The sequence below is a fragment of the Polaromonas sp. OV174 genome (genome assembly GCF_900112285.1).
Classification (GTDB): domain Bacteria; phylum Pseudomonadota; class Gammaproteobacteria; order Burkholderiales; family Burkholderiaceae_C; genus Polaromonas.
This window is the reverse complement of the sequence record NZ_FOKZ01000002.1, coordinates 168,087-189,514: the sequence shown is the minus strand read 5'-3', so window position 1 is coordinate 189,514 and position 21,428 is coordinate 168,087. Positions and strand designations below refer to the sequence as shown.

Here is a 21,428-nt window from a genome sequence, read left to right as displayed (position 1 = left end):
AGCCATCGGCTTGACTAAAGCTAGCTGGTGGCTAGAATAAACGACATGGCTATTCAAATCACCACGGAACGACGCAAGCAGTTGGCAGAAAAGCATGGCATCAATGAGCAATATCTCTATCAGTGCTTGACCGGGCGCCGAGATTTGGGGCCGGCTGAGGCTATGCGACTTGAAACTGAAACCAATAAAGAGCTGACACGGCAGATGTTGTGCCAGAAAACCTACGCCAGCATCTGGCCCGATCTCCTGCGCTTGGGTGACACCGTCACCCCCCAAGCCGACCCAGAAGACCCCGGCAGCGAACACCCCAAAGCCTCCGACGTTGTTGACCGCAAAGAGCTGGTTGCACTGATTGAGGCTGGTTTGGTGAAAGACGAACGGCAACACGTTCGCCGGGCCGATGACCGGGCCAGGGATGCTGCGCTCAAGGCTGGGAAGGGGGTGGCCCATGGATAAACCATACCGTTGGGGCGATGTTGCCCCACCCGGCGCCGAAAGAATGATCAAGCGCCGCAAATGGCGTGCGTCATCCCTTTGGCGCGGTGCCGTTGCAATCATGGGTGAAAAGTACGACGCCGAACTGGCGTTGGCTCGCACTACATCCGAAGCGGCTCCACAGAAGCCTGCCCTTGTTCTGGTGGATTTTCCTGGTCCACGCGCTGCATCCCCTCCAGCAAAGCCTGATATGCCTGAGCAAAGGCCGACGAAATGACGTTGTTCGGCAATTCGTCGCTGTCCGATTTGTACCGCGCAAGTATCGCCACGGTCAGCGCTGCCGTCGGCCCGATCAGTTCCTGTTTCATGTCCGCCCTCTTTCGTAATGGTTGTGTTGGAGCTTCCATTGTTAACCGGAAGAGGGCGGGCACCCATCCAGCTTGGCAGGGCATCAGCGGCATGAATCCATGTGTTTTGTTCCATGCATTCACTGTCACTTTTTTTGACCTGTGTAACCACTCAACAGCACACAACAAGGTTGCGAACCCATGACTACCCAGCTTGGAATTCCCATTCAGCCGCGTCCCGAGGAGGTGTCGCGCAAACAGACCCTGGGCGCAGCCATTGAGCTATGCGCCGACCTTGCCGGCTTTGCGCTGGACAAGACGCTCCAGCAGGAGCTGGGCGTGGACAAGGCGCAGTTCTCGCGCTGGCACAGCGGTGCAGAGGGCATTGTCTGGCCCAAGTTCACGCGGCTGATGGATGTGTGCGGCAACGACGCGCCGGTCCTCTGGATGCTGCACCAGCGAGGCTATGACCTGCACAGCGTGCGCCGGCTGGAGACCGAGACCGAGAAAGAAAACCGGCTGCTGCGCGAGGAAAACGCCGCGCTGCGCCGGGTGCTTGTTGGAGCCTCATCATGAATCAATTGACCAGCACCGTCACCATGACCAGCCTTGAGTTAGTGGACTTCATCAACAGCCAGCGCGGCGAAGGTGAGGCCGAGCTTCGGCACGACCATTTCATGGCAAAAGTGCCGAAGGTGCTGGGCGACACCGCTCCCAAATTTTCGGGAACGGTGCAAAGGCCACAGCCGGCCGGCGGCGTCAGGGATTACCCATGCTATCGCCTCCCCAAGCGCGAAGCCTGCCTGATGGCCATGAGCTACAGCTATGACCTGCAAGCCAAGGTGTTTGACCGCATGACTGCGCTTGAGCAGTCGGCAAAACCAGTGCTGGCCCTGCCGGACTTTTCCAACCCTGCCGCCGCCGCCCGCGCCTGGGCTGCCGAGTACGAATTGCGCACCGCGGCAAATGAGGCCCTGGCCATTGCCGCGCCCAAGGCTGCTTTTGTTGACCAGTATGTGGATTCCACCGGCCTAAAGGGATTCCGGCAGGTCGCCAAGCTGCTGAAAGCCAACGAAGCGCGTTTCCGCGAGTTCCTGTTGGACAAAAAGATCATGTACCGCCTGGGCGGAGAGTGGCATGCCCACCAGCCGCACATTGATGCCGCCCGCTTTGATGTGAAGACCGGCACCAGCGAACACAGCCAGCACGCCTACACCCACACGATGTTCACACCCAAGGGTGTTGAGTGGATCGTTGGGCTGTGGGCTGTGCAATGCATGAAAGAGGCTGCGTAATGGCCGGTGACTGGATAAAGATGCGCGCCGACCTCCTGACTCACCCGAAAGTTGTCCGCATTGTGTCCGCATTGAAAGCGGACAAGCTGCGCGTGATTGGCGGACTGCATGCGGTCTGGTGTCTGTTTGATGCGCACTCTTCAGACGGGACGCTTGACGGATACACGTCGGAAGTTCTCGATGACTACCTTGGATGGGTTGGGTTTTCGGCCGCCATGGTCAAGGTGGGTTGGCTGGAAGACGACGGCGAAAGCCTCTCTACGCCTAGGTTTGATGAGCATAACGGTCAGTCTGCCAAGCGCCGCGCCACAGAAACGCAGCGCAAACGTGAAGCCAGAAAAGAGCCGGATGTGTCCGCATCCGATGCGGACAAAAAGCGGTCTAGAGAAGAGAAGAGAAGAGAAGAAGGTTCAGTACCTAACGGTACTGGCGGCAAGCCGCCGCTGATCACCGATCCCGGTGAAATCATTTTTGGATACGGGCTCTCGATGCTGGTCAGCGCCGGTACAGCGGAAAAAGTCGCTCGCTCGTTTCTCGGTGGGCTGCGCAAGGGCCATGGCGACGAAGTCTTGATCGACAAGCTGCGCGAATGCGCCAAGGCCAAGCCGTTGCAGCCGCTCGAATGGCTGGCTGCTGCACTTCCGCCTGGTGGCGTCAAAGGCAAGCCAAACGCCCAAGAGGCCCTTGAAGCCTCGAACAACGCCGTCGCAGAGCGGTTTCTGAAAAATCTTGAAGGAGCAGCAAGTGCAACCGTCTGAGCAAACTGGATTGATCAAGCTCGTCACCGATGTGCACGCCTACTACCGCCAGCCGGTGAGCGAGTTTGTGCTGCAGGTCTGGTCCCAGGCCTGCCAGCCGTTCACGCTGGAGGAAGTGTCCAAGGCTATGACCGCCCACGTCACAGACGCCGAGCGCGGCGTGTTCGCGCCCAAGGTGGCCGACGTGGTTCGCGTGCTGGCAGGCACCACCACTGACCGCGCGGCGCTGGCCTGGGGCAAGGTGCTGGGCGCCATGAGTGCAGTCGGCGCCTACAGCGATGTGGTGTTTGATGACCCGGCCATCCATGCCGCGATTGAAGACCTGGGCGGCTGGGTGAAGGTTTGCCGCGGTGAAACCGACGAGCTGTCCTATCTGCAGCACCGGTTTTGCCAGTCGCACAAGGCTTACACGGGCCGCGGCACCTTTGACTATCAGCGCCGCCTTGTCGGGGACCGCTCACCGGATCAGGATTATGTGAGAAAGGGCTTGCCTGTGCCGAGCCCGGCCTTGGTTGGCGATCAAACTGCCGCGCGCCTGGTGTACGAGCAGGGGAGTAAAGCCGCAAAGACAACCATCACCTTTGCCGGCAAGGTCGATGTGCACCAGCTTCTGGGGATGTCCGCATGAGCACCACCGATCAACTGCAACTCAGGGCATTGCGAATCCTGAACGACCGCCGCCGGCACGCTGCCCGCGCGTTTGCGTGGGCACGCCAAGTTCTAAGCACTCCTGGTGACCCATTTCCAATTCCAGAGGCCAAGTCTCGTCACGAATTCAGTTTGCGTGAGCTGAGCCTGGGAGCCACTTTTGAATGACCACATGCATCACCTGCGCCCAATGGCGCCTAAAGGAGGCTGGAGCCATGGCAAAGCACAGCATGGCAGCGTGCGCGCATGGCCCGCGCTGGACCTACCTGCCAGCGAGAAGCACTTGCAACAAGCACCAGCCAGCGCCCGAGGCCGTCACTGCTGCAAGGGTGGCGTGGTTCAAAAAGCGGGAGGGCTGACCGCATGATCAAGCTCACCCTTCCATGGCCACCTACGGTTAACACCTATTACCGCAATATCGCAGGCAAGACCCTGATCAGCGCTGCTGGCCGGGCCTACCGCGCCGCGGTTGCCGACCAGGTACTGATCCAGCGCGGGGCCAAGCTGCTTGCTGGCCGGCTTGCCGTGTCCATTGCTGCTCACGTCCCAGACAAACGCCGCCGTGACCTGGACAACCTTCTCAAAAGCACCCTGGACAGCTTGACTCATGCCGGCGTGTGGGTGGATGACAGCCAGATCGACAGTCTGACGATCCAGCGCGGGCCGATTGGCGGAATGCTCAAGGTCGTGGTGTGGGAGTTGCAGATATGACCGCCCATCAAGGTCATCGCTACCAGCTGGGCATCGTGGACGTGCTGGCACTGTCATCCGGACCGCGTCCGCGCGTGGCGCGCATCGACCTCACACAGCCCTGGCCGCTGGGCCGGCCGTTCCACGTCAATGCTGAACAGCTGAAGCTGCAGCCCATGCGGTATTTCGGCGGGGAGGTGAGGTCATGAGCGAGATCACCTTGGTGAAGATGCACCCAACAGCCATCCCAGAGGCCGACCGCGCCGCCGCGCGCCGCGTGTTGTTCGGCATGGTGGACGGCCTGGGTGAAAAGGGAAAAAGCCAGTGGCGCCGTTTCGTCAACGGCCTGATGCGCCTTGAGCCCGGTGAAATGGTTGAGATCCGAACCCACAAGGAGCGCATCGGCTGGTACCACCGTAAGCACATGGCACTGGAGCAGGCCGTCTTCGAGTCGCAGGAGAAGTTCGAGGAATTCGAATCCTTCCGCACCTGGCTCAAGGTCGGCAGCGGCTACGTTGACTGGCACCCAGGCCCAAAGGGCGGCGTCATCCCGGTGCCGCGCAGCCTGAGCTATTCCAAGCTCGAGCAGGGCGACATGGAGCAGGTGCACACCGAAATGGTGAAGTTCCTGCGCACCGAGCACGCCGGCCGCACGCTATGGAGGCACCTGAACCCGCTGCAACGCATCGATATGGTGGAAACCATCCTGGCGGGGTTTAACGAGTAACCAGTGACCGCGCCCGCACTTACTTGGGCGCACAACAAAAAAGGAAACCTATGTTCATCTTGTCAATTCTGTTTTTGGTGATTGCCGCACTGGCATTTGGGGCATCGTTCATCTTCAAGCCAGTGGACCGGCGCTATCCGCGCATTGGCTCAGGAGCGGCGGTGGTGTTGAGCGTCTTGTGCTTTGCTGCGAGCATGTTCACCACGGTCCCAGCGTCAAATGTGGCGGTCGTGACGACGTTCGGCAAGGTTTCTCAGGAGCTGCTGGGCGAGGGCGCGCACTTCATTGCGCCATGGAGTCGCACCCGCGATATTTACCTTGGACAGCAGCGCGTGGACGCAGCCAAGAGCGACGCGGGCTCGAAGGATTTGCAGAGCGTGCATGCCGACTTGGTTGTCAACTTCGTGGTTGACCCGGCCAAGGCGCGCGAACTGTATGTGAGCAATCCGACGCTGACCTATGCCGAATTGCTGCTGCAGCCGGCCACCTATGAGACCTTCAAGGCCATCGTTGCCCAGTACACCGCCGAGGAGCTTGTGACCAAGCGCCAGGAGGTAAGTGCAGCCATTGCCCACAATCTCCAGCAGCGCGTGCGCCAGTACCACCTGATTGTCCAGAACGTGAATCTGGTGAATTTTGGCTTCAGCAAGTCTTTCAATCAAGCCATCGAGGAAAAGGTGACGGCCAACCAGAAGGCCGCGACCGCCGAGAACAACCTGAAGCGCACCAAGTTTGAGGCCGAGCAGCGCATTGCCCAGGCCGAGGGTGAGGCCAAGGCCATTGCCATCCAGTCCGCTGCAGTCGAGAAGTCCGGCGGCCAGGGCTATGTGCAGTTGCAGGCCATCGCTAAATGGGACGGTAAGTTGCCGGCCACGATGGCGGGCGGCGCCGTTCCTTTCGTGAATGTGAAGTAAGCCATGCTGCGCCGCACCGGATTCAAACGCCAGGCAGTCGAGCGCCGACCGCTGCCAGCGCCGCGCCCGGTGCGCCGTGTCGCGCCAACAGTCATCAGCGACAAGGCCAGTGCAACGCCCAAGGCGGAAATCATGCGCAGCGAGGCCTACCGCCGCGCCGTGGCCGGCCTGCCGTGCGTGATCTGTGGCATTGCTGGATACAGCCAGGCGGCGCACAGCAATACCGGCAAGGGCATGGCACTCAAGGCCTGCGACAGCCAACTGTTCCCGGCGTGCTGCGACCGACCGGGTGTGCGCGGCTGTCATTCGCAGATCGACCAGGGCGCGCTTTTCAGCAAGGCCGTGCGCCGGGCGCTTGAGCCCGCATGGGTGGAGGATACGCGCCGCAAGCTTGAAATCATGGGTGCGAGTAGCTATAAATTTAGGAGCAATTGAGCATGACAACACCAAGCAAACAAGAGCAGCTAGAAGTCAAGATGGCGCAGTTGCTCCGTGTGGCTTTTGACGAGCTCCAGACGCCTATCAGCACCGAGCGGAAAAAGTACATGGCATTCAATAAATTCGCCGACTTTCGCGCTTATGTGGCGGCTGGCTTCACCGAAGCGCAGGCAATTGAGCTTTGCAAGGGGGCGGTATGACCTGCCCCGACTGCAAGGCCCACGCGCGCGTTATTGAAACCCGTCAGCGCAAGGACGGCAGCACGGCCAGGCGCTACGAGTGCGCCAACCTGCACCGATTCAGCACGAGCGAGAAGCCGAAAGCCCAAAGGGGTGACAAATGACCATCGAAGAAATTCGCGCCGCACGCGAAGCGGCCGAGCGGGAGATTCTGGCCATCATGGACCTATTCAGGATCGCGACCGGGCTTGCTGTCGTTGGCTGCAGTGTGGAGACCATCCAGTCCCAGCGAATAGACCAAGCCACACCGGACACGCTCACCAGCCGTGTGAGCCTCACGGTAGAGAAGATTTAATGAAAAGGAGCATGAATGCAGAACAATGACCCGGTATTTCAAGACGCCAGCCATGCGCTGCATGTATCGTTCCTGATTCACTCCATGCCAGCCGGATCACGCAGCCCCACGGCTATCGTGATTGATCAGCTGGTGAAGGAAAACCATGTCTGGGACGGGCTGCCGGAGCCGCGTGACAGCCGGGTCAACTTCGCCGGCCTGTCGCCCATGGAGGTGCGCGCCCAATGTGCCCAGGTAATCGCCATGGTTAATCACCTGCCGCACCACGCCGAGCGCCACGCATGCAAGGCAATTTATGGCCATCAGGTTATCAAGGCGGAAGGGGTGCGAGGGCTGGCGTCATATGTGGCGCCCATGCTGTCAACTGGTCACAATGACTTTGCGCTGTACTGCTCATGGCACGTCTTCGCCACAACTCGCCAGCGGGATGGTATGAGCCAAGGCGACATTGCCGCACACTTCGGTGTGTCGGTATCCGCAGTGCGCGAGGCCTGTGCCACCATGCGCAGGCACGCCAAGGCCCTGCACTCTCGCGCACTTGATGCGCTTACCCAGCGCTTTCAGAATGGCGGACTGATTTCGCAAGAGGTGGCGGCGTAGCCTAAAACACACGAACCTTACAAAAAGCTTGCGTGCTCCGTTGTATGTGGTATAAATGTGCCATTCTTGGAAAACTTGTCTCTTAGATGAGTTAATTCCCAAAGCCCGCACGGCTCGCCCTGCGGGCTTTTTCGTTTCCGGAAGATGCCGCGCAGGGCGCAAAGCTGGCTTGAACCCAGTGGCATCCGCAAGGGTGATGGTTCGATTCCTTCATCTTCCGCCAGTTTGCCCGGCCAGGCTCGCCCGACACATCCTTGATTGACCGGGATCGTCCTGCGTCCGGGCACCCATCACCTCGCCAACCACCAAGGAAGACCATGACCACCACAGTCCACATCGCCGTGACCGGCAACAAGCAAGTCCTCGTTGAGACGCAGACTGGCAAGACCCGGATGCAGCCCGGCGCGCATCACTCGTTCCTCGTTCATGGCGAGGGTGCGATCAGCGTCAAGGAATTGGGCGGCTTCGTGTCCGCGCCGTCCCTGCCACTGGTTCGCCCTTACGTCGAAGAAGACGGCGACGCTTCCAGCCAGTAACCCAACATCATCCGGCAGCCAGTGCCGGCCGCCTAGTGCGGGTTCATCCGCCGCAAGCTGTAGCGGTCAACTGGTAAAGAGCGAACGGCAGGCGCCAGCCCACAAGGGCAGTCCGACGGATGCCAGAACACCAAGGAATGCCATGATCTACGGGCCACACAATGCCAGAGGTGCAGCTGTCCACGACATAACCGGCAATGAAAAATTGCACGGCGTTGTGAGTGTCGATACTGACCTGGGCGAGGTCTGTATGAACCACTGGCCGCTGAGGGTCAAAGACGGAGAGATTGAATCCTACACGGCCCGCTTCGAATCCATCCACCCGATACAAGGCCTTGAGCCGCGGCCTGTGTTGTTCCACTGCTACGGGCGCAAGGACTGATATGGGCCCCATTCAACACGCCACAAACAACGGCGTTCTAGGAGCGCCACCCGATTTCCCGCTTGAGGACTGTCGAGCCTTGCCGGTCACTCACACCGAAGTGGATGGCGTGCCTTGTGTTCTTTCCTTTTGGATGCCAGACGCTGAAGATCTGGCGCTGCTGAATGCGGGCAAGGCTGTTGTTCTGGCAGTGCAGGGCCGCACCCATGCGCCACTCTCGGTTGGTGTGGAGGCGTGAAGCTCCAAGCTCTCAAGCCGCGGCTAACCCCGCTCAACACCAACCGCATCAAGGTGCTGGACACCAAGGCGGGGGCAACAGAGCGGGTGAGAGGCAGTGCATGGATGAAGGTCCGGCACGCCGTACTGCTGCGCGACCAGTACCGGTGCCAGAGCTGCGGCCTGGTGCGGATGGACAACGAGGTTGATCACACCGTCCCGCTTGAGAAGGGCGGCGACGCGCTGAGCATGGGCAACCTCAAGACGCTGTGCGGTGGGCCTGATGGCTGCCACACGCGCAAGACGGCAGAAGAGAACAAAGCAAGGACGGGCAGGGCTAGAGGCTGATCGCCTCGCCTGCGCTGTCCTGGTGGGCTGGTGATGCCACCTGCAACAGGGTTTGATGTTGCGATGTGTCTCATTTTCGCAACGAATGAGCACCGATTTGGTGCACGTAGGGGGGTGTTGTAAGTCTGCAACATCCATCCGGCCGAAACCACCCGGTATCTCACGCGCAGATTATTTCCCCCTGGAGGGTTTTGTTAATGGCTTTAACAGGCAAGAGAAAGGCTTTTGCCGAGGCCAAAAAGGCTGGGAAGTCCAATAGGGACGCGGCTTTGGCGGCTGGATACAGCGCAGCCACGGCATCGGCGGCTGGGTCTCGCCTTGTTAAAGACAAGGAGATCGCCGCATACCTGTTGAAGGCCAAGCCTGCGCAGAAAGTTGAGATCGAAGCCGCGCCCGAGCCAGACCGGCCGACCTTTGACCTGTCCAAGGCCTTGCAGCATCAGGACCCAAAGATGTTCCTGTTGGCGGCCATGAATGACGGCGAGCTGGCTGAAAAGCTGCGGATTGACGCGGCCAAGGCCTTGATGCCCTTCATGCACCAGAAGCTGGGCGAGGGCGGAAAGAAGGAGCAGCGCAACGAAGCGGCGAAGAAAGTCGCTGGCCGATTTTCCGCAGCAGAGCCGCCTAAGCTGGTGGCTGCAGGCGGGAAGAAGGTTTGACGATGGAGTGGAGTACGGCCTGCCTCGATTGGGAGCGCCGGCTGATTGATGGTTTGCCAATCATCCCGCCGCCCATTTTCCCGGCTCAGGCAGAACAGGCACTTGCCATCTTTAAGCAGCTGCGGGTGGTGGATCTGCCCGGCAAGCCGACTTTCGGTGAATGCTCGGAACAGTGGGTTTTTGACTTCGTAGCGGCCATTTTCGGCGGCTACGACGCAGAGACCGGAAAGCAGCTAATCCGTGAATATGGCCTGCTGATCAGCAAGAAGAACACGAAATCGACCATTGCGGCCGGGATCATGCTCACGGCGCTGATCTTGTGTTGGCGCGAGGAAGAGGAACACCTCATCCTGGCGCCGACCAAGGAAGTGGCGGACAACAGTTTCAAGCCGGCGGCCGCGATGGTTAGGGCGGATGACGAGTTGATCGACTTGTTCCACATCCAAGACCACATTCGGACCATCACGCATCGCGTGAACCGGAACAGCTTGAAGGTGGTGGCGGCAGACACGGACACCGTATCCGGCAAGAAGTCGGGCAAGGTCCTGGTCGATGAGCTTTGGCTATTTGGCAAGCGGGCCAACGCTGTGGCGATGTTTATGGAGGCGCTGGGAGGCCAAGTTTCGCGCGATGAGGGATGGGTTATCTACCTGACAACTCAAAGCGATGACCCGCCGGCCGGAGTCTTTAGGGAAAAGCTGGACTACTGGCGGAACGTGCGCGATGGCGTTATTGAGGACAAGAAAACCCTTGGGGTGTTGTACGAGTTCCCGGCCTCAATGGTCAAGAGCAAGGCCTACACCGACCCGAAAAACTTCTACATCACGAACCCGAACATCGGTCGGTCAGTCAGCGCGGAATGGCTAGAAGACAACCTGAAAAAGAACGCACCGAAACAAGACGGTGCTTTTCAGCAATTCCTGGCCAAGCACCTGAACGTCGAGATCGGGATGAACCTGCGGACAGACCGCTGGGCCGGCGCCGACTTCTGGGAGGCAGCCGCTGAGCCCGGCCTGACGCTGGACTCGCTGCTCGAGCGCTGCGAAGTGGCCGTGATCGGCATTGACGGCGGTGGTTTGGATGACTTGCTGGGCCTGGCGGTGATCGGACGCGAACGCGATACCCGCCGCTGGCTGCACTGGGGCCATGCCTGGGCTCACAAGATCGTTTTAGAGCGCCGCCAGGAGATTGCGCCGCGCTTGCTGGACTTTGCCCAGCAAGGCGATTTGACTTTGGTGGACCGACCGGGCGACGACGTCACGGCAGTGGCCGACATTGTTTGCAGGGTCCGCGACGCTGGAAAGCTGCCAGAAAAACAAGGGATAGGGGTTGACGGCGCAGGCATTACCGATGTTGTCGATGAGTTGGCTGGCCGGGACTTCACCACGGATCACATCGTCGCCATTTCACAGGGATGGCGGCTTAACGGGGCAATCAAGACCACAGAACGCAAGGTTGCCGGCGGCGAGTTTGTCCACTGCGGGCGGGATTTGATGGCGTGGAGCGTAAGCAACGCCAGGACGATTCAACAGGGCAACGCAATTTCGATAACAAAAGCTGTGAGCGGCACCGCGAAGATCGATCCTTTGATGGCGATTTTTGATGCTGTGTCGCTCATGGCACTAAATCCGGTCGCCACAGGCCGATCATTTTGGGAAACCGCATGAACATCAAAGACAAACTTCAGGCCGCGCGCGCTGTTGCGGCCGGATGGCTGCCGGATGCGCTCATGGTGGCCGGCGCCGCTGCGGTATCGGTAGGTGCTGGAATGGTTTACCAGCCCGTTGGCTGGATTGTGGCGGGTGTTTTCGCCCTGGTGGCTGGCTGGCTGACGGCCAAGGGTGGCAAGTAATGGGGTTCCTGGCGCGCGGCATCGAGCAGAAGTCAGTCTCGGTGACGAACTCGCTTGAGCTTTTCCGTGAAATCTACGGTGGTCGCACATCCAAGGCTGGTCCGACCATCAATCTGGAGAATGCATTCAAGGTGGCCACGTTTTTCGCGTGCCTGCGCGTACTGTCGCAGGGCTGCGCCCAGGTGCCATTCAAGCTGTTCCGCGAATACAAAGAAGGCGGGCTGAATAAGATCGAACCGGCGCGCGACCACCGGCACTATGACCTGGTTGCGACGAAGCCGAACGACTGGCAGACCAGCTACGAGTTTCGGGAGCAAATGGTGATCCATGCGGGCCTAGGCAATGCTTATGCCTGGAAAAGCCTTGTCGTGGGCGGCAAGGTTGCCGAAATGATCATGCTGGATCCGGCAAGGGTGACGCCGGAACAGCCAAACGAGTTTGAGGCGCCGAGCTACAAGTACACGCTCAAGGACGGGCGGACTGTCACATTTGACGCATCGGTTATCTGGCATGTTCGCGGCCCGAGCTGGAGCGGGTTTGCTGGCATGGATATTTTGGCGCTGGCACGCGAGGCGCTAGGCCTGTCCATTGCAACCGAAGAAACCCACGCAAAGCTGCACGCGAAAGGTGTCCGGCCATCTGGCACCTATTCGGTTGATGGCAATCTGAGCCCGCAACAATACAAGGATCTCAAGGCGTGGATTCTGGCGGAGATGGCCGGCGCGGAGAATGCCGGCGCTCCAATGATTCTTGACCGCGGCGCGAAGTGGCTGCAAAGCGCCATGACAGGCTTGGATGCCCAGCATCTTGAGACGCGGAATTATCAGGGTGCGGAAATTTGCCGTTTTCTTGGTGTGCTGCCGTCGAAAGTCGGTTTCACTGACAAAGCGGCCACCTACGCAAGCGCCGAGCAGTTTGCAATTCAGCACGTCGTGGACTCGTTGGGGCCGTGGTATGCGCGGATCGAGCAGTCCGCCGACATCAATTTGCTGACCGAAAAGGAGCGAGGGCAAGGCTATTACTTCAAATTCGTTGCCGCCGGCCTGCTGCGCGGGGCCTTGAAAGATCAGGGGGAGTTTTTCGCGCGAATGCTCGGTTCCGGCGGCTCGCGCCAGGTGTTGACTCAAGACGAAGTCCGGGCGCTGCTGGAGTTCAACCCGCAAGGCGGCGAGGCGGCCCTGCTTCACGCGCCACAAGGCACCCAGCCAGCGAAAACTGAGCCGTCACCGACATGAAAGGCCCGAAATGATCATTGAAAATACCTTAAAAGCCGTCTCTAAAAGCCCCGATGAGTTGATCGTCGGCAATTACATGGTGCTGTTCGGCGGTCGAGACTTAGTTGGCGAATTCTTCACAAAAAGCACGGCTTTCGAGAGCAATTACACCGATATTGGCACCTTATACGTCGATTTTGAGCATGGTCTTGACCCGGATGGCCTGGGCATTGATGACAGCAATGTCCTTGGCGTGGTGGACTGGAAGTCCGCGAAAGTGGATGAAAAAGGCATTTTTGTGCATCGCGTGCTCAATCGGCGCGCGAAATACGTCGATTTCCTCTCGGAATTGCTTGATGCGGGCATGTTGGGCAACTCCAGTGAGGCTGTGCGCGGCAAGACGCTGAAAAAGCCGAACGGCGAGATCACCGCCTGGCCACTCAAGCGCGACACGTTGACGTTGACGCCCATGGAGCCGCGAATGATCACTGGCAACGTGCTGGAGGCCGCCAAATCCCTCGCGGCATTGTTTCCGCACAGCAAGGCGCTCGCGACACTCACGGGCGCGCCAGCCAATGAATCCGATAAGGGCTTGAAGACCATTGAAGGTCTGGCGAGCCTGTCCGAAATCGAGCGCCACTTGCGTGATGCATGTGGCATGTCGAAGAGTGAGGCACTCGCAATGGTGTCTCGCGTGAAAAGCGTCATCAGCCGGAGTGATTCCGGGGATCGCGACCAACTGGTGGACTTGTCTGCCGTCCTGAAAGCCCGCGCCGTCTTTTGACCCAGCGCAATCCCCCCCCGTAGCAAACCGCCCACTGAGGCGGTTTTTTCATTCCTGAAAGGTAATCACCATGCAATTCACCCGTAAAAACCTGACGCTCGGCCTCCTGGCTATCGTTGCAGTCCTGGCGCTGTTCGCAGTCGCCGGCCATCCACTCATCGCGCCCGAGGCTCTTGCCGGCCTGGGCATGATCCCCATGGCCATGGGCGGCGAAGTCACGCTGCTTGAAGTCAAGAAGGTTCTGGAAGACCAGGGTAAGGCCTTCGAAGAGTTCAAGACCGCCAACGATGCTTTGATCAAGGCCAAGGCCGAAGGCAAGGCGCTGGGCGACCTCGAATCGAAGGTTTCCAAGTTGGGCGAGGCTCTGGACAAGTTCGACGAACTGAAAACGGCCATCGAAGACATCCAGAAGAAGGCCAATCGCCCGCAAACCGACAGCGAAGTCAAGGCCGCCGCCGAGCTGACGGCCGAGGTCAAGAGCTTCAATCTGATGCTGCGCGCCGACTTCCAGTCAAAGGGCAAAGCTGCCCCCGCCGAGGTCGATGCCAAGGGTTACACCGAGTACAAAAACGCCTTCTTCAAGATGATGACCGGCACGCCGATGAACTCGCTGTCCAGCGATGAGCAAAAAGCCATGTCGGCAGGCTCTGACCCGGACGGTGGCTACCTGCTGCCCCCGTCGACCGTGGGCCGCATGGTTTCCAAGGTCTACGAGCAATCGACCATGCGTCAACTGGCGAACGTCCAGACCATCAGCACCGATAAGCTCGAAGGCATCGTGGACAACGGCGAGGCCGATGCTGGCTGGGTTTCTGAGCTGGGCGACCGCAACGACACCAACACCCCGCAAGTTGGCAAGTACGAGATCGGCGCTCATGAGATGTACGCGCAACCCAAGGCTTCGCAGAAGATTCTTGACGACGCTGCAACGGACGTTGAAGGTTGGCTGGCTGGCAAGGTGGCCGACAAGTTCGCCCGCGTCGAAGGCGCTGGCTTCACGACCGGCGACGGCGTCGGCAAGCCGCGCGGTCTGTTCGCCTACCCAACGGCTGCGACCGGCGACGACACCCGCGCATGGGGCACTTTCGAGCATGTTGTGACCGGCGCCAGCGGCACCTTCCACACCAACAAGGCCGACCCGCTGCAAGACATGATCGGCGCGTTCAAGGATCGGTACCTGCAGAACGCCACCTGGCTCATGCGCCGCGAGGCCCGCACCGCCGTCCGTAAGATGAAAGAGGCGACCAGCGACCGCTACCTGTGGGAGCCAAGCTTGCAAGCTGGCCAGCCTGACCGTCTGCTGGGCTACCCGGCCCGCGTCGATCAGTATGTGCCTGCGATGGGCGCCGGCTCGCTGTCGCTGGCTTTCGGTGACATCCGCGAGGCTTACACCATCGTGGACCGCATGGGCATCCGCACGCTGCGCGACCCGTACACCGCCAAGCCTTACGTGAAGTTCTACAGCACGAAGCGCACCGGCGGCGGCGCGGTCAACTTCGAGGCTGTGAAATTCCTCAAGTTCTCGACCTAAGCCACAAGAGCCCGCCACAGCGCGGGCTCACTCATTCCCGAAAGGAAATTCCTCATGAGCGACCTCAAATCAAACATTGCCGTTGCGCTGGCGCTTTCGCCAGCCGTCCATGCCGCCACCAAGGCGGACTCTCCCATTGTTGACCTGCAAGGCGCAGGCTCTGCAACTGTGGTCATCAATACCGGCGCGATTGCCGGCGCGGGCGATTACACGATCAGCCTGCGCCACGGTGATGCCGCCGACCTGACCGGCGACGCTGCTGCAACTGGCGCCGACCTGATCGGCACTTTCCCGGCAACCCTGGCGGCCGATACGTCCTATGCAGTCGGCTACCGTGGCAACAAGCGCTATGTGCGCGCCGTCATCACCAAGAACAGCGGCACTTCGATTGCTGCTGGCGCGACGATTGTCAAGGGCAGCCTGGCCCTTCGCGGCGCAGTCTGAGCCTCAGACGCTTACGTGAAAAGCCCTCTCCGGAGGGCTTTTTGCATAGGAATCCCGCATGCACAAAGTCATAACCCCCGTCGCAATAGAGCCGGTCACGCTGCAAGAGGCACGCCTGCACCTGCGCCTGATCGCGGACATGGCCGACTTGGCGCCATTGCCGGAAGACGCTTCGATCACCGCATGGATCGTCGCCGCGCGCGAGTTCGCCGAACACTACACCAGCCGCGCGCTGGCGCCGCAGACGCTGGAAATGGCGCTCGACGCCTTCCCCGCCGAAGGGCTCGACCTCGACATGCCGCCAGTGGCCAGCATCACCAGCATCAAATACACCGATGCCGCAGGCGCCGAGCAGACGCTGAGCGCCGGCTACGCCCTGAGCACCTATGGCGATGCGCGCCGCGTCTCGCTGGCTCATGGCGCGTCCTGGCCCAGCACACAGGATGTTCCCGAAGCGGTGCGCGTGCGCTATGTGACCGGCTACACCGTCACCCCGAGCGCCGCGCGCGCCGCGATCCTGCTGATGGTCGCCCACTGGTACGAAAACCGCCAGGCCGTGAGCAGCCTCAAGGCTGAAGAGTTGCCGATGGGTGCGCACGACCTGCTGAACACGATCAAGCTCTGGGGCCGGTGATGGAAATCGGCAAGCTCAACAAACTGATCACCCTGCAGCGCCTAACCGAAGGCCAGGACGAGATCGGCCAGCCCGTGACCGACTGGGCCGATGTCGCCAAGGTTTGGGCGAATGTCCGCTACCTGAGCGGCATCCAGACGATCAAGAGCGATGCACCGGTCAGCATTGCCAAGGCCTCGATCCGCATCCGGCGCCGCACAGACGTTGTCGCCGGCATGCGCGCGCTCCTGGGCGAGACGGTGTTTGAGATCAAGGCCGTGCTGCCGGATGAGCAGGGCAGGGAGTTCGTGGACCTGGTTTGTGAGGTTCTTACATGATCAGCGTTGACTTCGACTTTGACAAGATCGCCAAGAAATTGGACGGCATCACTGCGGCATCGAAAGAGGCGCTTAGGCCGGCAGCCCAGGCCGGAGCTGAGATTTTCTACATCGAATCCAAATGGCGAGCGCCAGTTTCTGATGAAGCCCATTTCTTCTACGGAAAGAATTCAAAAAAAACCGGCGTCCGTTATTTCTTCAAGTCCGGAAATCTTCGGGATTCGATCTACCAGTATTACAACAAGCGCCTATCTGCGCCCGGCAAGGCGGTGTATTCGATCTCGTGGAATCATCAAAAAGCGCCCTATGGCTCCATGGTGGAGTACGGCACCAGCCGCGCGCCAGCCCATCCTTTCTTGCGGCCAGCTTATGACGCAGCATCGGAACGAGCCAAGGATGCCGTGCTTGATGTGATGCGCAACAGCATCAATGAGGCCATCAAATGAGCGCCGAAGCCACGCTGTTCGCCGTACTGCGCGCCCTTGTTGCCGACCGCGTTTATCCCGATGTTGCCCCGGAAGGTTCCGCGCTGCCGCGCATCGTGTACCAGCAGGCCGGCGGCGAGGTCATCGCCTACATGGAAGGCACGCTGCCTGACAAGGAAAACGGCCGCATGCAGATTGTTTGCTGGGCGACCACCAGGATTGCCGCAGTAAATCTGGCAAAGCAGGTCGAGGCCGCGATTCTGTCCGCCCCAGTCATTCAGGCCGACGCCCTGGGCGCGCGCGTCTCCGTCTACGAGGAAGACACCAAGCTTTTCGGCTCCAGACAGGATTTTTCTATCTGGTCAACCAGATAAGCATTGACAAAACCGGCAAAGACCGGCAGCCCAAGCCCTCCACGCGAGGGTTTTTTTGTTTCTCACTCAGAAAGACCAGCCATGAAACCTCTCACGATTTCCAGTACGGCAATTCGCCAAGACACCGAAGGGCGCTACTGCCTGAACGACCTACACCGCGCCGGCATGGCTCGCGGCACTGCCACAAAGCACCATCGCCCGGGAGAGTTCTTGCGCCGCAAGGAAACTCAAGAGCTGATTGCGGCTGCAGCGAAGCGATGCGCGGATTCGCGCATCGACCCTGTGGCCATCATCAAAGGCGGCGACGCCGCCGTGCAGGGAACATTTGTCAGTCGCCCACTGGTGTACGCCTACGCCATGTGGATCAATGCTGACTTCCACTTGGACGTGATCGAGGCATTCGACACGATCCAGACCGCCAGCCTGGGTCTGTGGCAACAAATGCAGGCATTGATCGCCCGAGAAGTCGAGTCCAAGGTTCGTGCATCGTTCGGTTCGCACCTGATGTTGGAGCGCAAGCGCGAGATTCCGAGCTTCCGGCATGAGCGGCTTTCGCTGGAGTCGCAAATTCAGCCCACGCTCTTGCCTCACTGATTTTTACCGCCCTTTCTGAGTGGTTCGCCCGCCCTGAGCAATCACGGCGGGCTTTTTTATTCAGGCCACAAGGCCAGCCCAGCAAGAGCCGCCCGGAGCAATTCGAGGCGGTTTTTTCATGCCCCAAGTGGGCGCAACCAGCCGCAGCGATGCGGTTTTTTTTCGTCCATTCCCATAGAAAGGCCAAACCATGGCACGCACCCCGAACGGCACAGTCCACTCTGTCGCCACCGCACTCGCAGCAGCGAAAACCATCACCGCAATCACAAATGCCGCAGAGGCGTCCGTGTCCAGCACGGCGCACGGCTACAGCGTGGGCGACATCCTCATCATGTACAGCGGCTGGGGCCGTCTGAACATGCGCGCCGCCCGCGTGAAGACGCAGACCACCGACGCCTTTGTTTTGGAAGGCATCGACACCAGCAACGCCGAGCTGTTCACCCCTGGCGGCGGCGCTGGTTCGGTTCGCAAGGTCAACACCTGGGTGGATCTGGATCGCACCATGAACCACTCCAGCTCGGGCGGCGATGCCAAGACGGTGAACGTCAAATTCATCGAGAGCGATGTGGAAATTGTGCTTGCGGACGGCTTCAATGCAGTCCAGCGCACCTTTGACATGGACGCCGACATGATCGGCGCACCCGCCTACACGGCGCTCAAAACCCTGTCGGACACCAACGCCGACACGGTGGTGCGCCGCCGCGCCAAGTCCGGCGCTGTCTCGTTGATCCCTGCAAAAGTTTCCTTCAACGAAGAAGAAACCCTGACCGAAGGCCAGGCCGTGACCGTGCGCGGCACGTTCAACGCGCAAAACATCAGCACGCGCTACGCCGCCTGATTCTGGGGCGTAAGCCCATCACCAGCACCGACGCATCCCGGTTCGCTCCTTCGCAAGGGACGGCTGGGGTGCGCACGGGCAATTTTTTACCCTTGCGAAAGATACACATCATGGCCAAAGAAAAATCCGTTCCCGTTACCAGCCTCAAGACCCTTGCGGGCACCGTTCCATCGTTCGATCTGCCGGTGAACATCAAGCGCTTGGACGGCACCGAAACCGCCGTCACCTTCAATGCCAAGGCGATGCGAAAAACCGAATGGGCAGACCTGCGCGACGCCCACATGAAGCCCATTAATGAGTCGGAAAAAGACGGCGAGCAGCCCGCCAAATTCAGCTTCTCGGCCGTCGTGGGCGAAGACATGCGCAAGGGTGCTGAACTGATCTCCAAGTGCGCCAGTGGCTGGGACCTGGCAGATGAATTCAACCCCGAGAACCTGATTGAGCTGGAAGACAGTTTCGGCGGGACGCTGGGCTCATTCCTGAGCGCTTACGACGCCGCCATTTTTCACGGCCGCTTGGGAAACTCCGCGGCCTAGTCCGTGCGCTGTACGAGCCACCCATCACGGAATCGGAGGCAAAGTCCGAAGGCTTTGAGCTGGAGGACTACGAAACCGAGGTTCTTGAGGTGTGGCCGGACAACGAGCGGGCTCTGAGCCTCTTTCGCTTAGTGGGCACGCGCTGGCGCATACCGCCCATGGGTGGTGTGCCAATCGGCTTGAGTTGGTCTGACATGTACCCACTCATGGATCGGCTGGGGCTCGACGCTGATGAGTGGAATGGCCTGCATGGCGACCTGATGACCATGGAGGCCGCTGCGCTTGACACCATGCAGGAGTTTGCGCCGAAGTCGTGAATGGCTATGACTGAGCAGGAGGGGGTAAAGCGCCACCAAGTAGTTGTTGTAGCTTTTCGCCAGTTATGGATTGTCCGGTTGCAAGCTCAGTGAGTGTCGCCACTTTGTGAAATGAGTAGGTGTGCAGCTCTCCGAAGGAGTGGCACCACGCCTCGAACAACCAAGGCCGGTCTGAGCAAGTGTCGAGGATGTCAATGTCTCTGGTGTAAGAGCCCATCCCGCCCTGGTACTCCATGGAAAAGGCCGGATCGGAACCAACGTGCAGACGCCGGCCGCCCCAAAGCGTGACCTCAACCATGCCATCTGGCGCGGGGTTGAAAACTGTTGCTTTCGCACGAGCGTTGTATTGGCTGTAGGTGCCGGCGATGCACATGTTCCAGTCGATATCTATCAAGCAAGTCTCCAAGTGGCTATTTTTTTGGACCCCAGCCCTTTTCGACAAGTACCTTTGCCACGCCCTCTGCGAAGGCCTTTATCTCTTCGGAGGAGCCTGGAATCCGGTCTCTCGGGTGTGTAAAGCTGCCTTCAAGACGGGCGACGATTTCGGCATTGAACGTTCTGTTGTTGACCTTTGCCGCCTCGTGAATTTGTGCGTGAAGGCCCGGAGGCACTCGTAAAGCGGTTCGGATGTAGTCGTCTTGCGTAGCCATTGTCCGCAAGTTTAGGCGATGGCTTCAAAATAGAGTTGACTTCAAATTGAAGCCTGCCATAATCCGTATCAGCTTCATTTTGAAGCCGAAAGGAACGAACATGCAGACACGGACAAAGACAGGCCATATCAAGCCGTTTGGTCTCCGAATGCCAGATGACCTCAAGAAGTGGGCGATGGAACAAGCAGAAAGGGACCGCAGCAGCTTGAACGCTTGGCTACTACGCCTGCTCGACGAGAAGCGAGAGGGCCGCAGTGCACAGACGGCCTGAAAAGAGTGAAGCCCTGACGGCTGGAACCGGCAGGGCTTCGAGTGAAGTAACCCAAGACGCATATCAAGGATTCAACATGAGCGATTCTAAAGCAGTTCAAGTAAGCAGCCAACCTACGTTTAATTTTGGCGAGCACAAGGTGCGTGTCGTCGTGCGTGATGGAGAGCCATGGTTCGTGGCGAGCGATGTTTGCGGCGCACTCGACTATAAGAACACAAGCAAGGCAATTGGCGACCACTTGGATGATGACGAGAAGGGTCTAACGACTGGTTATACCCTTGGCGGCGAGCAGAAATTGACCGTCATCAGTGAATCCGGCCTGTACGCCCTGGTGCTGCGCAGCCGTAAGCCAGAAGCGCGCAAGTTCGCCAAGTGGGTGACAAGCGAAGTTCTCCCGGTCATCCGCAAAACCGGCGTTTATGTCGGTAAGCCGTTTTCCGTGAACCCGGACGACGAACTAACTCAGAACGAACAGGACACGCTTCGCACGCTGCTTCAAGCCTCGGCCGAGAACCTGCCAAAGGCGCAGCGCGGCAAGTTCATGATGCAGGGATGGGCGAAGCTGAAAAGCCATTTCAAGGTGACATATCGGGAAATCCCCCGCGCCGAATTCAGTACGGCAATCAGCATCGTGACCCGTCATTCAGCAGAGTGGGAGGTGGTTGACGAGGAGCCAGCCCCCAAGAAATACCACTTCCCGCTGGAGACGGCCGATGTGTATGACCGGACTTTTGGGAACTCCTGGTTGACACCCCGGCGTCTGCTGGACCCCAAGAACCGGGCCTTGGAGCTGGAACTGATCGAGCAGCTGGAAAAGGACGGTCACGAAGTGACGGGTGTGAAAGTGCGTATATTGGCCTTGCGCCAGGCCATGGAGCAAGTAGAACAGATCAAGCAGGACATGCGCCGAGTGAAAGAGCGCCTTGCCCCCGTGATGGAGATCATCAATATAGGCCTGGAAGAGCGAGGAAAGAACGTTCAGTTTGCAGGCAAGCTGAACCCAAACGATCCTATTAACCGTCACGTTTATCGCGACCAGTTGCCAACGACATAGAAACAATGCGCCGCCGTTATGGCGGCTGCCTCATTTAGTAACATGCCCCCTTCTACATAGGAGGGG

36 protein-coding genes and 1 tRNA gene are annotated in these 21,428 nt (G+C 59.5%); 34 read left to right on the top strand and 3 right to left on the bottom strand.

Annotated features, from left to right (window positions below):
* Positions 1-45: 45 nt before the first annotated feature.
* Positions 46-456: a hypothetical protein gene (locus BM160_RS02780; RefSeq protein WP_092000068.1), complete on the top strand. Its 411-nt coding sequence runs from the start codon at positions 46-48 to the stop codon at positions 454-456.
* A gap of 140 nt (positions 457-596) precedes the next feature.
* Here the strand turns inward: BM160_RS02780 and BM160_RS02775 are convergent, their stop codons facing one another.
* Positions 597-803 (bottom strand): hypothetical protein, encoded by a 207-nt coding sequence (locus tag BM160_RS02775; RefSeq protein WP_092000065.1) that lies wholly within the window; start codon positions 801-803, stop codon positions 597-599.
* 180 nt (positions 804-983) lie between these two features.
* Between BM160_RS02775 and BM160_RS02770 the strand changes: the two genes are divergently transcribed.
* From BM160_RS02770 to BM160_RS02620, 32 genes are all read left to right on the top strand, one after another.
* On the top strand, positions 984-1,358 hold the full coding sequence (locus BM160_RS02770) for a hypothetical protein (RefSeq protein WP_092000062.1): 375 nt from the start codon (positions 984-986) through the stop codon (positions 1,356-1,358).
* A complete protein-coding gene (locus BM160_RS02765; protein WP_255368583.1) occupies positions 1,355-2,077 on the top strand; it encodes a phage antirepressor KilAC domain-containing protein in 723 nt (240 codons plus the stop codon). The genes BM160_RS02770 and BM160_RS02765 overlap by 4 nt, the downstream gene beginning before the upstream one ends.
* The gene (locus BM160_RS22890; protein WP_255368582.1) at positions 2,077-2,835 is read left to right on the top strand and encodes a DPY30/SDC1 family protein; all 759 of its coding nucleotides are present in this window, start codon (positions 2,077-2,079) and stop codon (positions 2,833-2,835) included. The genes BM160_RS02765 and BM160_RS22890 overlap by 1 nt, the downstream gene beginning before the upstream one ends.
* A complete protein-coding gene (locus tag BM160_RS02750) occupies positions 2,822-3,463 on the top strand; it encodes a DUF6475 domain-containing protein (RefSeq protein ID WP_143093166.1) in 642 nt (213 codons plus the stop codon). The genes BM160_RS22890 and BM160_RS02750 overlap by 14 nt, the downstream gene beginning before the upstream one ends.
* Positions 3,460-3,651 carry a hypothetical protein gene (locus tag BM160_RS22100; RefSeq protein WP_143093165.1) on the top strand — a complete coding sequence of 64 codons (192 nt, stop codon included), beginning with the start codon at positions 3,460-3,462 and terminating at the stop codon, positions 3,649-3,651. Before BM160_RS02750 ends, BM160_RS22100 begins: the two co-directional genes overlap by 4 nt.
* A gap of 195 nt (positions 3,652-3,846) precedes the next feature.
* Positions 3,847-4,194 (top strand): RusA family crossover junction endodeoxyribonuclease, encoded by a 348-nt coding sequence (locus BM160_RS02745; RefSeq protein WP_092000056.1) that lies wholly within the window; start codon positions 3,847-3,849, stop codon positions 4,192-4,194.
* Complete coding sequence (locus BM160_RS02740; RefSeq protein WP_092000053.1) at positions 4,191-4,382, top strand: hypothetical protein; 192 nt, start codon at positions 4,191-4,193, stop codon at positions 4,380-4,382. Before BM160_RS02745 ends, BM160_RS02740 begins: the two co-directional genes overlap by 4 nt.
* Positions 4,379-4,900, top strand: coding sequence for a DUF1367 family protein (locus BM160_RS02735; RefSeq protein ID WP_092000051.1), 522 nt, complete (start codon positions 4,379-4,381; stop codon positions 4,898-4,900). The genes BM160_RS02740 and BM160_RS02735 overlap by 4 nt, the downstream gene beginning before the upstream one ends.
* A 50-nt stretch (positions 4,901-4,950) precedes the next feature.
* Complete coding sequence (locus tag BM160_RS02730; protein WP_092000046.1) at positions 4,951-5,814, top strand: prohibitin family protein; 864 nt, start codon at positions 4,951-4,953, stop codon at positions 5,812-5,814.
* Between the two features lie 3 nt (positions 5,815-5,817).
* Positions 5,818-6,249, top strand: a complete 432-nt coding sequence (locus BM160_RS02725; protein ID WP_092000043.1) for a hypothetical protein — start codon at positions 5,818-5,820, stop codon at positions 6,247-6,249.
* Positions 6,246-6,452, top strand: coding sequence for a hypothetical protein (locus BM160_RS02720; RefSeq protein WP_218156572.1), 207 nt, complete (start codon positions 6,246-6,248; stop codon positions 6,450-6,452). The genes BM160_RS02725 and BM160_RS02720 overlap by 4 nt, the downstream gene beginning before the upstream one ends.
* A gap of 139 nt (positions 6,453-6,591) precedes the next feature.
* Positions 6,592-6,786, top strand: a complete 195-nt coding sequence (locus BM160_RS02715; protein ID WP_092000036.1) for a hypothetical protein — start codon at positions 6,592-6,594, stop codon at positions 6,784-6,786.
* Positions 6,787-6,801: 15 nt separating this feature from the next.
* A complete protein-coding gene (locus tag BM160_RS02710; protein ID WP_092000033.1) occupies positions 6,802-7,386 on the top strand; it encodes a helix-turn-helix domain-containing protein in 585 nt (194 codons plus the stop codon).
* Positions 7,387-7,525: 139 nt separating this feature from the next.
* Positions 7,526-7,609, top strand: a tRNA-OTHER gene (locus BM160_RS22505).
* A gap of 94 nt (positions 7,610-7,703) precedes the next feature.
* Positions 7,704-7,922 carry a hypothetical protein gene (locus BM160_RS02705; RefSeq protein ID WP_092000030.1) on the top strand — a complete coding sequence of 73 codons (219 nt, stop codon included), beginning with the start codon at positions 7,704-7,706 and terminating at the stop codon, positions 7,920-7,922.
* A 383-nt stretch (positions 7,923-8,305) separates the two neighbouring features.
* Entirely contained in the window at positions 8,306-8,542 is a 237-nt protein-coding gene (locus tag BM160_RS02695) for a hypothetical protein (RefSeq protein WP_092000023.1), read from the top strand.
* Positions 8,539-8,868: an HNH endonuclease gene (locus BM160_RS02690; RefSeq protein WP_092000021.1), complete on the top strand. Its 330-nt coding sequence runs from the start codon at positions 8,539-8,541 to the stop codon at positions 8,866-8,868. The genes BM160_RS02695 and BM160_RS02690 overlap by 4 nt, the downstream gene beginning before the upstream one ends.
* Before the next feature lie 197 nt (positions 8,869-9,065).
* A complete protein-coding gene (locus BM160_RS02685) occupies positions 9,066-9,527 on the top strand; it encodes a terminase small subunit (protein ID WP_092000018.1) in 462 nt (153 codons plus the stop codon).
* Positions 9,528-9,529: 2 nt separating this feature from the next.
* Positions 9,530-11,194 (top strand): terminase large subunit, encoded by a 1,665-nt coding sequence (locus BM160_RS02680; protein ID WP_092000015.1) that lies wholly within the window; start codon positions 9,530-9,532, stop codon positions 11,192-11,194.
* Complete coding sequence (locus tag BM160_RS22095; RefSeq protein ID WP_143093164.1) at positions 11,191-11,379, top strand: hypothetical protein; 189 nt, start codon at positions 11,191-11,193, stop codon at positions 11,377-11,379. The genes BM160_RS02680 and BM160_RS22095 overlap by 4 nt, the downstream gene beginning before the upstream one ends.
* Positions 11,379-12,614, top strand: a complete 1,236-nt coding sequence (locus BM160_RS02675; RefSeq protein ID WP_143093163.1) for a phage portal protein — start codon at positions 11,379-11,381, stop codon at positions 12,612-12,614. The genes BM160_RS22095 and BM160_RS02675 overlap by 1 nt, the downstream gene beginning before the upstream one ends.
* Before the next feature lie 10 nt (positions 12,615-12,624).
* On the top strand, positions 12,625-13,377 hold the full coding sequence (locus tag BM160_RS02670) for a hypothetical protein (protein ID WP_092000008.1): 753 nt from the start codon (positions 12,625-12,627) through the stop codon (positions 13,375-13,377).
* Positions 13,378-13,447: 70 nt separating this feature from the next.
* The gene (locus tag BM160_RS02665) at positions 13,448-14,908 is read left to right on the top strand and encodes a phage major capsid protein (protein WP_218156571.1); all 1,461 of its coding nucleotides are present in this window, start codon (positions 13,448-13,450) and stop codon (positions 14,906-14,908) included.
* 54 nt (positions 14,909-14,962) lie between these two features.
* Positions 14,963-15,352 (top strand): hypothetical protein, encoded by a 390-nt coding sequence (locus BM160_RS02660; protein ID WP_092000005.1) that lies wholly within the window; start codon positions 14,963-14,965, stop codon positions 15,350-15,352.
* Between the two features lie 58 nt (positions 15,353-15,410).
* Positions 15,411-15,986, top strand: a complete 576-nt coding sequence (locus BM160_RS02655; RefSeq protein ID WP_092000001.1) for a head-tail connector protein — start codon at positions 15,411-15,413, stop codon at positions 15,984-15,986.
* Positions 15,986-16,303 carry a phage head closure protein gene (locus BM160_RS02650; RefSeq protein WP_091999998.1) on the top strand — a complete coding sequence of 106 codons (318 nt, stop codon included), beginning with the start codon at positions 15,986-15,988 and terminating at the stop codon, positions 16,301-16,303. Before BM160_RS02655 ends, BM160_RS02650 begins: the two co-directional genes overlap by 1 nt.
* Positions 16,300-16,749: an HK97-gp10 family putative phage morphogenesis protein gene (locus BM160_RS02645; protein WP_091999995.1), complete on the top strand. Its 450-nt coding sequence runs from the start codon at positions 16,300-16,302 to the stop codon at positions 16,747-16,749. Before BM160_RS02650 ends, BM160_RS02645 begins: the two co-directional genes overlap by 4 nt.
* Positions 16,746-17,102, top strand: coding sequence for a DUF3168 domain-containing protein (locus tag BM160_RS02640; RefSeq protein ID WP_091999993.1), 357 nt, complete (start codon positions 16,746-16,748; stop codon positions 17,100-17,102). The genes BM160_RS02645 and BM160_RS02640 overlap by 4 nt, the downstream gene beginning before the upstream one ends.
* Before the next feature lie 81 nt (positions 17,103-17,183).
* A complete protein-coding gene (locus tag BM160_RS02635) occupies positions 17,184-17,696 on the top strand; it encodes a KilA-N domain-containing protein (RefSeq protein ID WP_091999990.1) in 513 nt (170 codons plus the stop codon).
* 190 nt (positions 17,697-17,886) lie between these two features.
* A complete protein-coding gene (locus BM160_RS02630) occupies positions 17,887-18,534 on the top strand; it encodes a phage tail tube protein (protein ID WP_091999987.1) in 648 nt (215 codons plus the stop codon).
* Positions 18,535-18,644: 110 nt separating this feature from the next.
* A complete protein-coding gene (locus BM160_RS02625; RefSeq protein ID WP_091999984.1) occupies positions 18,645-19,070 on the top strand; it encodes a phage tail assembly chaperone in 426 nt (141 codons plus the stop codon).
* A complete protein-coding gene (locus BM160_RS02620; protein WP_369821740.1) occupies positions 19,010-19,387 on the top strand; it encodes a DUF1799 domain-containing protein in 378 nt (125 codons plus the stop codon). The genes BM160_RS02625 and BM160_RS02620 overlap by 61 nt, the downstream gene beginning before the upstream one ends.
* Positions 19,388-19,391: 4 nt before the next feature.
* Here BM160_RS02620 and BM160_RS02615 read toward each other — a convergent pair whose 3' ends face one another.
* Positions 19,392-19,781, bottom strand: a complete 390-nt coding sequence (locus BM160_RS02615; RefSeq protein ID WP_091999977.1) for a hypothetical protein — start codon at positions 19,779-19,781, stop codon at positions 19,392-19,394.
* Between the two features lie 16 nt (positions 19,782-19,797).
* Complete coding sequence (locus tag BM160_RS02610; RefSeq protein WP_091999972.1) at positions 19,798-20,037, bottom strand: Arc family DNA-binding protein; 240 nt, start codon at positions 20,035-20,037, stop codon at positions 19,798-19,800.
* A 347-nt stretch (positions 20,038-20,384) separates the two neighbouring features.
* Here BM160_RS02610 and BM160_RS02600 point away from each other — a divergent pair, with 347 nt between their 5' ends.
* Positions 20,385-21,362 (top strand): BRO-N domain-containing protein, encoded by a 978-nt coding sequence (locus BM160_RS02600; RefSeq protein ID WP_091999967.1) that lies wholly within the window; start codon positions 20,385-20,387, stop codon positions 21,360-21,362.
* Positions 21,363-21,428 lie beyond the last annotated feature (66 nt).